Origin of the sequence: Thalassomonas actiniarum (genome assembly GCF_000948975.2) — a bacterium.
GTDB classification, from domain to species: Bacteria; Pseudomonadota; Gammaproteobacteria; order Enterobacterales; family Alteromonadaceae; genus Thalassomonas; species Thalassomonas actiniarum.
Window position 1 is genome coordinate 1,854,541 of sequence record NZ_CP059735.1, and the last position, 12,740, is coordinate 1,867,280.

General features: G+C 48.0%; 9 protein-coding genes. 5 read left to right on the forward strand and 4 right to left on the reverse strand.

Annotated features, from left to right (window positions below):
* Positions 1 to 56: 56 nt before the first annotated feature.
* On the reverse strand, positions 57 to 1,055 hold the full coding sequence (locus SG35_RS08155; RefSeq protein WP_044830762.1) for an NADP-dependent oxidoreductase: 999 nt from the start codon (positions 1,053 to 1,055) through the stop codon (positions 57 to 59).
* Positions 1,056 to 1,260: 205 nt separating this feature from the next.
* Between SG35_RS08155 and SG35_RS08160 the strand changes: the two genes are divergently transcribed.
* The 5 genes from SG35_RS08160 (at position 1,261) to SG35_RS08180 (ending at position 7,293) form a co-directional block, all read left to right on the forward strand.
* Positions 1,261 to 2,169 (forward strand): LysR family transcriptional regulator, encoded by a 909-nt coding sequence (locus SG35_RS08160; protein ID WP_044830763.1) that lies wholly within the window; start codon positions 1,261 to 1,263, stop codon positions 2,167 to 2,169.
* Between the two features lie 29 nt (positions 2,170 to 2,198).
* A complete protein-coding gene (locus SG35_RS08165; RefSeq protein ID WP_044830764.1) occupies positions 2,199 to 2,642 on the forward strand; it encodes a GNAT family N-acetyltransferase in 444 nt (147 codons plus the stop codon).
* A 213-nt stretch (positions 2,643 to 2,855) separates the two neighbouring features.
* The gene (locus SG35_RS08170; protein ID WP_044830765.1) at positions 2,856 to 3,392 is read left to right on the forward strand and encodes a hypothetical protein; all 537 of its coding nucleotides are present in this window, start codon (positions 2,856 to 2,858) and stop codon (positions 3,390 to 3,392) included.
* 2 nt (positions 3,393 to 3,394) lie between these two features.
* Positions 3,395 to 6,307, forward strand: coding sequence for a prolyl oligopeptidase family serine peptidase (locus tag SG35_RS08175; protein ID WP_044830766.1), 2,913 nt, complete (start codon positions 3,395 to 3,397; stop codon positions 6,305 to 6,307).
* A 296-nt stretch (positions 6,308 to 6,603) separates the two neighbouring features.
* The gene (locus SG35_RS08180) at positions 6,604 to 7,293 is read left to right on the forward strand and encodes a PEP-CTERM sorting domain-containing protein (protein ID WP_160298211.1); all 690 of its coding nucleotides are present in this window, start codon (positions 6,604 to 6,606) and stop codon (positions 7,291 to 7,293) included.
* 53 nt (positions 7,294 to 7,346) lie between these two features.
* Here SG35_RS08180 and SG35_RS08185 read toward each other — a convergent pair whose 3' ends face one another.
* The 3 genes from SG35_RS08185 to SG35_RS08195 form a co-directional block, all read right to left on the reverse strand.
* On the reverse strand, positions 7,347 to 8,717 hold the full coding sequence (locus SG35_RS08185) for a sensor histidine kinase (protein ID WP_044830768.1): 1,371 nt from the start codon (positions 8,715 to 8,717) through the stop codon (positions 7,347 to 7,349).
* Positions 8,718 to 8,719: 2 nt separating this feature from the next.
* Positions 8,720 to 10,141, reverse strand: a complete 1,422-nt coding sequence (locus SG35_RS08190) for a sigma-54-dependent transcriptional regulator (protein ID WP_044830769.1) — start codon at positions 10,139 to 10,141, stop codon at positions 8,720 to 8,722.
* Between the two features lie 169 nt (positions 10,142 to 10,310).
* Positions 10,311 to 12,728, reverse strand: a complete 2,418-nt coding sequence (locus SG35_RS08195; RefSeq protein WP_044830770.1) for an ADOP family duplicated permease — start codon at positions 12,726 to 12,728, stop codon at positions 10,311 to 10,313.
* Positions 12,729 to 12,740 lie beyond the last annotated feature (12 nt).

The window sequence follows — 12,740 nt, forward strand, 5'->3', positions numbered from 1 at the left end:
AAAGCCGGCCACAAGCATCAGCTATGGCCGCTAGTAACCTCTAAGGACTGGACACTTTAGAGTTTGACCAGTAATTTGCCTTTGTTTTCCCCGGTGATAAAGAGGTTTAGTCCCGAAATAGCAGACTCCAGGCCATCGAGTACATGGCAGCGGTATTTAATTTTCCCTGCCATCACATACGGGGTGAGCTTGGCTAATAGTTCAGGTACCTGGTGAAAGTGATCCGGCATGGTAAAACCCTCAATGGTTAAGCGCTTTTTAATGACAGGGATCCAGTTCGGGCCAGGGCCGGGAACTTCTTTGGCATAATCGGCTATCATGCCGCAAACCACGATACGGCCATGGGCATTCATGCGCTCGAACACCAGGTTCTGGACAGGACCGCCGGTATTTTCAAAATAAATATCGATACCCTTTGGCGTTAAGGCGCTGAGCTGGCCTTCAATATCATCCGACTTATAGTTAATGGCGCCGTCAAAACCGAGCTCATCGACCATCCAGGCACATTTTTCATCACTGCCGGCAACACCTATTACCCTTAATCCTTCCGCTTTGGCCAGCTGGCCCACCAAGGAACCGACAGAGCCGGCACCGCCGCTAACCACTAAGGTTTCGCCCGCTTTAGGTTTGCCGACATTAAATAACCCCTGGGTGGCGGTTAACCCGGGCAGTGCGAATACCGATAATGCGGTTTGCGCATCAACACCCGGGGGTACCTTGTTTAAGCCTTCGCCTGTACTTAACAGGTACTCTGCCCAGCCGGTCATGCCCATGACCTGATCACCGACGGCAAAGTCAGGGTTGTTACTGGCAATAACTTCAGCAATGCCCGATGAGCGCATGGTGCTGCCTAAGGCAACCGGGGGAATATAACTCTCGGTATCCGGTGTCATCCAGCCAAACATGGCGGGATCTAACGACATATGGGTTTGTTTGAGCAGAATTTGTCCTTCACCTGGTTCGGGAATATTTTTGCTGACCACTTCAAATAAATCGGGTGTGACTGGGCCACCGGCAAAGTGTTTGCTTAATTTGATTTCGTTATAGCTGGGCATCTGGGGCTCCGGGAAAATAAAAAGTTAATAAAAATAAAATATTACATCTGCTTACTGCCTTATCAGGCTATTATTGACCAGTTTATTGGTAAGATATATAACCAGAATGGCTAAGCTTAATTGCTAAAAAGACAATAATGCTTGATTATGTTGCTGTTGATAGCTAATGACTTTTTATAAAAGCCGGTAAGGGACAGGTAAGGCAGTGGATCAGCTCAGGGCGTTAAGATATTTTTCAAAAGTGGTGGAAAGCGGCAGTTTTACTCAGGCGGCCAAGAGCTTTGGCGTGCCGGCTTCTTCTTTATCAAGAAGGGTGGCAGATCTGGAAGCAAGCCTGGGCGCGAGTTTACTTATTCGCTCCACCCGTCAGGTCAAATTGACGGAAATAGGCCGGATTTATTTTAATAGCATTCAGGATATTTTACATCAGCTGGAGCAAAGCGATGAAGCAGTGCGCAGTTATCAGGCAAAACCTATGGGGCAGCTGCGCATCAGCGCTATGGTAGGATTTGGTGAGCACATTTTATTACCTTTGCTGGATGAATTTAGCGAGCTTTACCCCGAGATCATTTTAGATGTCAACCTCAGCGATGAGCTATCCACCTTAGGGCATGATGAAGCGGATATCGCCATTCGCGGTGGTATTGCCCCTAATGAGCGGGTGATGGCGATAAAATTGATGGAAAACCAGTTTATTCCGGTGGCCTCTCCCGGGTATCTTAAAGCGTGGGGGCAGCCTGAAACGGCCGTCGATTTGTTGCATCACAAAGGTCTGTATTTTAATACCCCGAGGGGACCGACTCCCTGGCTGGCACAAATTGATGGCCAGTGGCAAAATGTTTCGGCTCCGGCGGCTTTTTTATCAAACAAGGGCAGCTGGATTTTGGAAAAGGCGCTGCAGGGGAGGGGGATTTTGATGTTGCCGCGCTGGGTGGTGGCGCCTTATATCGCCTCAGGGCAATTGCAGGAACTCTTCATCAAACCGGCTGTATCTGTTACCACCAATAAAAACTTTGCCGTGTATCTGCTGTATCAAAAGCAGGAGATTATTGTGCCTAAGGTGAAAGTGGCGGTAGACTTTATCCGTGACAGGGTGCAGGCACTTTACAGCTGATAAATAAGCAAATATGAGTAGGAACAAATATGTTAACAATTCGCCAGGGGAGTTTTGAAGAAGCCATCGCCATCAAGGCCAATATTCCGGAGATGCTTGAGGTCGAGCCGGTCAGTCAACTGCTTGAGCGCATCGGTTCAAGTCCTTACCTGTTGTTGATTGCCGAAGTCGACGGCGAGCTTGCCGGTTTTAAACTTGGCTATGAAACATCAAAGGCTGAGGCGTGTTTCTACAGCTGGCAGGGAGGGGTTTTACCCGCTTACCGCAGCCAGGGCATAGCGAAAAAGCTGTTACGGGCCCAGGAAACTCAGGTAGCCGGGTTGGGATATAAAAAGATCAGGGTAAAATCCATGAACCGCTTTCCCCATATGATGAAAATGTTGCTTTCAAACGGCTATCAAATCAGCGGTTACCAGGAAAAAACCGGGTCGGATGATGCCAAGATTACCTTTGTAAAAAAGCTGGAGCGGTAAAAGACAACTTTGTTTAAAGTAAGTAAATTAAGCGATATCAGCAAGTGATCCTAATGTTAATTATGCCGGGGGAAACCTTGGTTTTAATGCATGAAATATGTAAAATAGCGCGTCTAAAAAGTTGATAAGCATAGTCATAATGCCGCTTAGCTTTTCAGGTGTACCTCCACCAGGAGGGTTGTAAAAGACTAAACCATAATATTAGGACAATTAATGCGGTTATTATTTCTATTGCTTGCTACGGCGTTGCTTTGCAGTTGCGCCACACGGGTTACTTCCCTGCAAAACGATCAAAACCTGGTCTTGAAACAAGGTAAGGGTTACGTACTCTTTGGTATTCAAACCAATCAAAACCTGAAAACGATAAATATTTCAGGCCCGCAGAATATCCAGTTAACTTCAAAAGATATCAAAGAAGGCACTAACTATTTACTGGTTGATATAGAGGCGGGCACTTACACCATAGATCGTTTAATGCTGGATAATTACTGGGAACTTGTTTTTGATGATGAAGAGTCCTGGCAATTTGACGTCAGTGCCGATGAAATCAGCTATGTCGGTCATTTGGAAGTTGTCAGGAGAGGTCATTGGTATCCGAGGATCAATATTGAGTTGGTTAACCGCTCTTCAGAGGCATTGGAGTTTTTAGAAGAAAATTACAGCAATATTCTGATGACCAATTCAGTTGTCTATGGCGGGCCCGGCCAGGACCGCTTTTTTGAATTTTTAGCCGCCCAGTTAGAGGAATAATCATGCGCTTGTTTAATCTTATATGTTTATTCCTGGGATTGGTGATACCTCAGCTATTGACGGCTCAGCCTTTGTCGGCAGATAAGCTATTTACCAATGCAGACAATGCCATGGTAAAACTTTCGCCTTCGGGCGATTATATCACCAGCTATTTTCGGGATGAGAAGAACCATTACCTTGATTTGTTTAAGGTCAGCAAACATAAATCTGTATCCCGGGTAAATTTAGGCAATGATAACGCCTTAGACGGCTATAACTGGTTAAATGAGCGCCAGTTATATCTCAATATTATCAATGAAGAGCGAAAGATCAGCTTTGTCGGTGAACTGGTAGGTGAAAAGATTCAGCTTAGCCGGATTAAAACACAAGGTTATCTGGTTCATCGTTTGCCGAAGCAAGCGAATAAGGTGATGTTTGCTAAACGAAGAAGGGCCCGCTCTACGGCATACGATTTATACATCATAGGCATAGCTCAGCTGGCTAAAGGCGATTTTGAGCAGGCATATCAGGTTGATCATGATGGCGCTAATATCAGTGACTACATTTATGATGAGCATTTAGAGCGTATTATTACCCGTGAATACGATGAAGAGGAGAAAACCTTCTCTATCAAATATGCCGCTTTAGCGGACGGAGAGTGGCACAGGGTGATCACCCTTAAAGATGATGAATATAGCTTTAGAACCGTCCATTTTTTAGATGAGCACACTGTTGCCGTACTTACCGATAAAGACAGTGATAAGATGCTGTTACGTGAGTTTGATATTAATAGCCAAATGTTCGGTAAGATTATTTATCAGCATCCCAAATATGACATCACTGCTGCCAGTTTTGATGTTAACGGTCATTTAGCTTATGTCACCTATAAAAAATATGGCCTGACCCAGACACTTTATTTTGAAAAGGATAAAGCGCACTTTATCAAGCGTCTGGCTAAAACATTTAGCAATCAAGAAGTTTATGTGATTGACCACCTGGCCAAGAAAAAAATCAGTTTGTTATATGTCAACGGCTCTACCGAGCCGGGGCAGTATTTTATTTATAACCAGCAATCGGATCAGGCGAAGCGGCTATTTGTTTCTTTTTCCGATCTTCAGGACTTAAGCTTCTCACCTTCGGAGCAGATAGCGGTTAAAACCGCTGACGGTATTGAAATTGAAGCATTTTTAACCCTGGCACAAGAGATTGACCATTCGACTTTATTGGTTATGCCTCATGGCGGCCCCATAGGGGTTCAGGAAAGCGATCGTTTTAATAAAGAAGTCCAATATTATGCCAGTCGCGGTTTTTCTGTACTGAGGGTTAACTTCAGGGGCTCTTCCGGTTTTGGTAAGGCTTTTGCCGAGCGCGGGGTCGGGGAGTTTGGCCAGTTGATCGAGCAGGATATTATGAGCGCGGTGAATCAGGTCACAAAAACACATAAATTCAAACATATGTGTGCTATCGGCGCCAGTTATGGCGGTTATTCTGCCGCGATGTTGGCGATCAAACATCCACAATTATATGATTGTGTGGTCGGCGCTTTTGGTATTTACGATCTGCCTCTGCTGTTTAATGCCAGTAACCTGCGCTCAGGGGAAGAATACCGGGAGCGAATCGCCAAAACCGTCGGTGATTTTCATGAGGGCCTGATAGATGTATCTCCTTTATACCTGTTTAAAAAATTAAAAGCGCCTATTTTATTGATTGCCGGGCGGGAAGATAATATTGCCGACTTCGAGCACTCCAATCGTTTTAAATATATCCTCAGTCGCAGCAAACATCCTGTAGAGTTTATGTTTTATCAGGATACTGCTCACGGTCACAGTGACTGGCAAGGTGACCGGCACGAGGCGGCAATAACCAGTGAGTTTTTAATGCGAACTTTACAGTTAGCATTACCTGCGCCTGAAACGCTTAGTGCCGGGAGCAAGCAGGCAATAGCAAATGATTTTGCGAATATTGCCGACGGTTATACCGGCGATGATAATGTTGATAACGATCAGGAAAAAGCCGTGCTTTATTATCAAAAAGCTGCCGCTTATGACCACGCCCGGGCCAACTTTAATTTGGGCAGTTATTATCATTCCGGCGAACAACTGCCTTTAGATTTGGATAAAGCGGCAACATATTATCAAAAGAGTGCAGCACTTGGATTTGCCTCGGCACATGGCCGTTTAGGGCGTATGTACATGGAAGGCGAGCATTTTGCCCAAAACTGGCAGCAGGCATTAATTCATCTTGGCAAAGCTCAGGAATTAAATGACAGCCCGTCCAACAATATACGGCTGGCACGTTTTTACTGTACTGCGCCGCAGGCCTATAAAAATGTCCCACGTTGCCTGGAACTGATGGCGTTGAGGCAGTATGAAAAGCGTTCGAAAGCTAGTTTTAATGCCGCGGTAAGGGAAATGAGTAAAGCCCTGGTATGGATTTTTGCCGAGGCTGACTTGACCGAAGAAGAACTTAAGCTGGTTAAGCAGTTTACCATTGCTCACTATGAGTTAACGGCCACGGATGTCTCGCTTGAGAACATAGTCCAGGGGGCTTTTCAGTACCACGAAAGCAAAAGCTTTGGCGGTAATGGTGAATTCCGCCTGGTGAAACCCGACGGGCGTATGAATAAGTACAATCGGGATAAAACATTGCACCTGGGGGTGCTTTTTGATCCTGATATTCCCGGTATTGACGGTGCCAACGAGAGAACGGCCGTTGCTGCCCGTTGGTTTACCACCACAGCAGACGGCAGACGGGAATATCTTCAGCATAAATTGCTGTACGGCGCGCCGATCGGCGAATGGGATTTATTATATGAGATTTATGATATGGATGAGTCGATGACTATGACTTTAGAGATATATGATTTAAACCAAAATCGTTTATATTCTAAAGAGTATCAGATCCCGCCACAGATCCTGTCAGATACAGCGATATAGGGAAATGGCCTGAGCAGGAAGTTATTGCCTTTTCCTGTTCAGGCATTGATAAACTTGCCTGCCACCGCGGTGAATCAGTTTGCTGCCTGAAACCAAAGCGCAGGTAAGGTGTTAACTACCACTTTTTGCAAATAAGCAACTATTCATTGCTAAATCACGACTTTTCCCAGCCATTTGATTAAAAAAGATTTATTGAATAAATCCATATCAGGTGTTATAAAGGCGCTCAATTAATAACCTGTAGTTTTAGTAGTCGCTTTCCAAGATATTAAGGAAAGTGTAGAAAAGGTATGTTTATGTCGACAAAATTTTTAAATTTTGCCCTGGCAGGCTTGGTTTTATTAACCGGCAATTTCGCCAATGCTTCTTTGATCACCCACAGCGGTTACACCCTGGATACCGAAACCAATATCGTCACCGGTGAGAGCCTTGAGTGGCTGCAATGGGATGAAACCGCCGGGCTTACCGTGGAGCAAGTGTTAAATGATTATGACGGCTGGTCGCTGGCCAACAGCAGTCATATGGCGCAATTATTTTCTGATTTTTTTCCTGAATATACCTGGGTGGCGGATGAAAACCTTAATCAGGATAACTGGGGCACTTTTGGTGTTGACAGCATTCATAAGGACTTTGTCGAGCTGTTTGGCGCGACTTATACCGTGCCTGATGACAGGCAAGCGCTCTATTTTGATGAGTATGCGGTCTCTTCGGCTTATTTTGGTTATGACGATGATCAGGACGGTGCTATTAATATGGCGTATGTGCGTGATGGTTATGGTTTTGCCAGCTCCGGCAACGAAATCCCGCCTCTTGCCTGGTTATCCTCTGACTGGGTGACCCCGGCAGATCAGGGGGAAAGCCGTTATGGCGTTGCCCTGGTGCGGACGGTTGGCAGCGCTAATACTGTGAGCGTACCTGAGCCCAATATCCTGGTGATTTTTGCCTTAGGTTTGTTGTGTTTTGGCTGTCGCCGTTTGCTGAAGTAAGATTATCCTGAGTTATTGTTAAGCCCAAGACGGCTGGTTAATCACTCGCCGTTTTAATGCTTACTTATCGGCAATTCCACTGTGGCTATACTGCCGGTTTTATCGCTGCGGTTATCCAGGCTTAATTTCCCTTCATGCATTTCCAGTATCTGTCGACACAGCACTAAACCTATGCCTGAACCTTGTTTTTTCGTGGTATAAAAAGGCACAAACAGGTTGTCGGTGTTGCTGATGCCGGTACCTTCATCGGTTATTTTCAGGATAAATAGCTCATCTTTCTGCTGCCAGGAAATCACAATTTTTCCCGATGTTTCCTTATTTGTATCTAAGCTCAAGTTTTGCATGGCTTCCTGGGCATTTTTAAGCAGGTTGATCAAAACCTGCTCTATTTGTACCGGGTCGATCGACAAATTGATGTCTGCTCCCGGTTTTACGATCAGCTCCTGCCCTTGAAAAAGCGGAATAATTTTGTTGAGCAAGTCATTGATCGCGGTTTTTTTCTTATCCGGTTCAGGCAAGCGGGCAATTTGCTTATAGCTGTTGACAAAGTTTTTCAGGTTATGGCTGCGCTGTGAAATGATGGACAGGCCTTCGAGTAAATTCTCTTGCTGTCCTTCAAGCGTTTCCTGACGCTCAATCAAGCGCCTTAATGTCTGGCTGATGGAGGCAATCGGCGCCAGGGAGTTATTGATTTCATGACTGATCACCCGTACCAGGCTTTGCCAGGCGTTGCGCTCTTCGTTTCTGAGCAGGGTGCTGACATCGGTGAGAAACAACAATTTATGCTGCAGGCCGGTTTCCCTGAACTCTTCCATATGGACTTTAAATTTTCCCTGGCGCTGGCCAAAGGTTAACGGCATGACTTTACTCTGGCCTGCTTCAAGCGAGCCCAATTGCGCCAGCGGCAGTAAGTCGGCGTTTGCCGTATTGCTTTGTGTTAAGCCCAGCAGTTTATCTGAGGCAGGATTGCTGAGCATAATCTCCCGGTTCTCATTTAAGGCCACTATGGCAACGTCGATATTATTGATCACCGTTTGCAGTAATAGCTGGCTTTCTGCGGTTTCTATGCGCTGGCGGTTGAGTTTTTGTGCCAGGCCGTTAATGGTATTTACCAGCTCGTTAAGGGCATCATGGTTGTGATCCGATCGTGCCCGCAAGCTGTAATCGTCCTGGAGCATGGCTTCGAGTATGTTGGTTAAACTGCGAAACTGGTAGGCGGATTTCTGGTGGATTTTCACATGGCAATATATCAGGGTGAGCCCCGACAGCAATGCCGTCAGCAAGATCAGGTATATTGAGATCCCGGCAGCAAACATAACCGGGATCAGCAGGCAAAAAAGCGGCAGGGAGGATATTAACGACAGCCGGGTTAACTGGGCTTCAAAGGATGATTTTCTCGGGCCTGGTGCGCCATACTTTGTCATTTTTATTCACTTTTCCCCAATCTGCGGTAAAAAGCGCTGCGGCTTAACCCCAATGATTTTGCTGCCTTGATGGCATTGCCGTTGAAATGGGATAACCTGAGTTCGAGAATTTCCAATTCAAGCGAGGCCAGGGTCTCAAGCTCGCCGTTTTCATTTTGCTCCAGCGTTGTTAACGTGCCGCCGGGCAGGTTTGTTGGGGTTGAGCTGGCGGCAGCGGAGGCTAAGGTCAGGCCCAAAGCTTCGGTTGTGATCTCTTTACCTTGGGACAATATTTGTGCCCGCTCCATCACATGGTGCAACTCCCGGATATTGCCGGGCCAGTTGTAATTGCAAAGCGCCGACTGCGCATCGCTGCTTAAGGTGAGTACCTCCTGACCGTATTTGACAGCGGTTTTGTGAAGAAAAGATTGTGCCAGGGGCACGATATCTTCGAGACGGCTGCGCAGCGGGGGAATTTCTATGGTGATGGTATTGATGCGGTAGAGTAAATCCTTGCGGAATTCCTGCTGCTCAACCGCAAGGTTGAGATCGGCATTGGTGGCGCAAATCAACCGGATATCGACTTGCTGGGTTTTATTGCCGCCGACCTTTTCAAACTCCCTGTCTTCAAGGACCCGCAGTAGTTTGCCTTGCTGGGAATAGGGGGTATTGGCGATTTCATCTAAAAATAAACTGCCGCCGTCCGCCAGTTCGAAGCGACCGATGCGGGTGGCTTTGGCATCGGTGAAAGCGCCTTTGCTATGACCGAACATTTCGCTTTCAAACAGGGTTTCGGTGACCGCCCCCATGTTCACGGAAATTTGCGGGGCGTTTTTGCGCGGTGAATGGGTGTGAATATAACGGGCGAACAGGCTTTTGCCGGTGCCGTTTTCGCCGGTGAGCAGGACACTGGCATCGCTTTGGGCCACCTGGTTGATCATCCCCAGTACCTGCTGCATCGCCGGTGACTTTGCGATGATGTCATCTGTGATATCGCCGTTGACCTGCTGCTGTAATAACTGATTTTGCCGGCTTAACTTTTTCGATTGCTGCTCGCTGCTGGCCAGTTTGAGCTGGTTATTGATAATGGCGAGCAAACGCTCGTTTTCCCAGGGCTTCTGGATAAAGTCATTGGCGCCGTTTTGCATGGTCGCGACTGCGACTTCTATGGTGCCCCAGCCCGTCATCACTACTATGGGGATCTCGTCGTCGTCTTTTCTGACGGCTTCAATCAGGGCCAGGCCTTCTTCGCCCGAAGTGGTATCGAGGGAGTAGTTGAGATCCATCAGGACCAAATCAAAAGTTTCCCGTTTCAGGGCTGCCAGGGCCGCCTGGGGGGTTTGTGTTAAGCTGACGTGGTAACCTTCAGACACTAAAAGCATTTTGAGTGCTAACAGGATGTCGTTGTCATCATCCACTAATAAAATCTTGGCTAATGTACTCATGTTTTCCTAATGCCGGGGAATTATCTTCTGCGGTGTTTACCGCACTTTCGCTAACGGTGTTAACTTATTAATGCGACTATATTTTCTTGCCGGGCGCTTGTCCATTAAAATGCGGCGGCGCGTTACTGGTTTTTCGGCGCCGCCGGGTTTTTAGGGTTAAGTTAACACCCTATTCATAATGCAGCGCCTGGCTCGGTTCCATTTCCAGCGCCTTGCGGGTAGGGAAGTAGGTGGCCGCCATGACCACGGCGCCTATGATGAAAGCGGTACCCAGGGCGATAAGGATAACGGCGCTGCCGCCGACCCCCATCACCTGCGCCATGGCAAAGCCCAGGGCGCAACCGGCGATCAAACCCGGTATGCTGCCGGCTAAGAACTGTTTAAAACCGGATAATAACAATTCTTTCTTGATATGCTCATCATCAGCGCCCAGGGCGCGTTTTACCCCGATTTCCTGGGTTTTTTGGTTGATGGTATTGGACATGACGCCATAGATGCCGCTGCCGGCAAGGATCACCGCGGCAATGCCAAAGAGCAGCAGTACCTTGCTGATAAAGCGTACCGGGGCATAATTGCGGTCCAGGCTCTGGTGGTAGGTTTCTACCCTAAAGGCAGGCAACTCCGCATCTATGGCTTTTAGGGTATCGCGCAGCAGCGTCATGGTGGTCATGCTGTCGGTTTTCATGTGCATGGCGATGGTCATTTGCGGACGCGGCGCCTGGCTGTACGGACGAAATACCGAAGGCAGCTCGCCTCTTTGGGTATCTCCCTGGCGGGTATGCTCGACCACGCCGACTATGGTCAGCCATTTTGGGGTATAGTCGCCCGGCTCTACCAGACGCAGGCGTTTGCCGAGCACGGTTTCACCGGCAAAATGTTGTCTGGCGAAACTTTCGCTCACCAATACCGTGCTTTTATCCAGGCCCTGATCGCCGCTGTTAAAGTAACGGCCATGTCTGAGTTCGACGCCGAGTTTCGCCAGGGTGCCCGGGGTAACGGCGATATAATTGGCCTTGGGGTAACCGCGGTCCAGCGGATAGACTTTTCCTTCCAGCGCCATAAACGGGCTTTGGCTGTATTTTCCCGGTAGCGAGGAAACCATCATGACATCTTCGATGCCGCTGTTAGTTTCCAGGTTCGATTGCAGGGTTTTGACCAGCTGACTCTGCGATTCGGGTGTCGGATAATCGGTTTTTGGTAATTTGATGGTGGCGGTCAAGATGTTGTCGGGGTTTGCGCCGATATCGACTGTGGTGCGTAAATAACTGGAAAGTACCATTACCGCAGCGCCGATCAATACAGCGATTGAGATTAATATCTCACTGATCACCAATATTTTGTTTAAGCGACCGGCTTTTTTCCCTTGTGCTCCCCGGGTGCCGTCGCGCAGCGCGGCATTAAAGTTTTCACCGGAATTTTTCCATGCCGGCAATAAACCTGTCATCAGCACGGTGGCAATCACAAAGGCAAAAAATAACTTTATCGCAAATGCATCCAGGCCGAATTTCCACCAGAAGCTGGGTTTTTCCACGAAAAAAGTGGCGGTGATCGCCTGGGCGACCTCCAGGCCCCAGGCAACCATTAATAAACCGATCACCCCGCCCAGGCTACAGATAATAATGCTTTCCCATAACATTTGGCTGATCAGGCGTGAACGCGGCGCCCCGAGGGCGACCCGGATGGCGGTTTCCTTGCTGCGCTCAACTGCCCGGGATAATAATAAATTGCCGACATTGATGGCGGCCAGGATCAGGATCAATATTGCCACGACTTGCATGGCATATACCACGGCAATGCCGTCGCCGACTGCAGTCATCGGGATAGTATCGGCATAGGCGCCGATATTATGATTGCTTTTTGGGTATTTTTCTTCGATACGCGCCATGATCATATCCAGTTGGCTATTGATGTCCTGTTTGGATACACCGGGATCCAGATGGCCCAGTCCGTAAACCGTGCCGGCATCCTGGCGGCTTAACTGGCCGCGATCCAGGTGCAGCGGCATCCAGAGGTCGGAAACGTTCGGGAAGAAATATCCGCTTGGCATCACCCCGATAATGCGGTGGTTTCTGCCGTTAACCCGCAAGGTTTGACCCAAGACCTGCTTGTCACCGGCAAACTGGTTTTGCCAGATATCATAACTGATCACTACCAGGGCTTCGCCGCCGCGCTTTTTTTCGGCCTCGGTAAAACCCCTGCCTAATAGCGGTGAGGTATGGGTGATTTCAAACATGCCCGGCTGGGTATAGGTGGCGCCATAGCGCCTCGAGCCGTCCCTGCCGACGACATTGACGTTGGAGCTGTGGTAGGCAAGTAAGTTCGACATGCCTTTGAGGCCGGCTTTAACTTCCTTGTAATCGAGAATATTGAGCTCGCCGGAATTTCTTGCCTTATTTTCCGAGGTGCCGATCACCACCAGGGAGTCGCTGTTTTTAAAGGGAAGGTCCTTAAACAAGACGGTATTAAAAAAGCTGAACAGGAACAGGCTTAAGCCTATGCCGGTGGCCATAACTAAGGTGGTTAGCACGGTAAAGCCGGGCTTTTTCCCGAGCAGACGCAGTGCGTAATTAAAATCCTGCATTATCATTGTCACTGTCCC

What these genes read in the sequence shown, in the direction of transcription:
- SG35_RS08155 (WP_044830762.1), bottom strand. Translation starts at nt 1,055, where the DNA reads ATGCCCAGCTATAACGAAATCAAATTAAGCAAACACTTTGCCGGTGGC.
- SG35_RS08165 (WP_044830764.1), top strand. Translation starts at nt 2,199, where the DNA reads ATGTTAACAATTCGCCAGGGGAGTTTTGAAGAAGCCATCGCCATCAAG.
- SG35_RS08170 (WP_044830765.1), top strand. Translation starts at nt 2,856, where the DNA reads ATGCGGTTATTATTTCTATTGCTTGCTACGGCGTTGCTTTGCAGTTGC.
- SG35_RS08175 (WP_044830766.1), top strand. Translation starts at nt 3,395, where the DNA reads ATGCGCTTGTTTAATCTTATATGTTTATTCCTGGGATTGGTGATACCT.
- SG35_RS08180 (WP_160298211.1), top strand. Translation starts at nt 6,604, where the DNA reads ATGTCGACAAAATTTTTAAATTTTGCCCTGGCAGGCTTGGTTTTATTA.
- SG35_RS08185 (WP_044830768.1), bottom strand. Translation starts at nt 8,717, where the DNA reads ATGACAAAGTATGGCGCACCAGGCCCGAGAAAATCATCCTTTGAAGCC.
- SG35_RS08190 (WP_044830769.1), bottom strand. Translation starts at nt 10,141, where the DNA reads ATGAGTACATTAGCCAAGATTTTATTAGTGGATGATGACAACGACATC.
- SG35_RS08195 (WP_044830770.1), bottom strand. Translation starts at nt 12,728, where the DNA reads ATGATAATGCAGGATTTTAATTACGCACTGCGTCTGCTCGGGAAAAAG.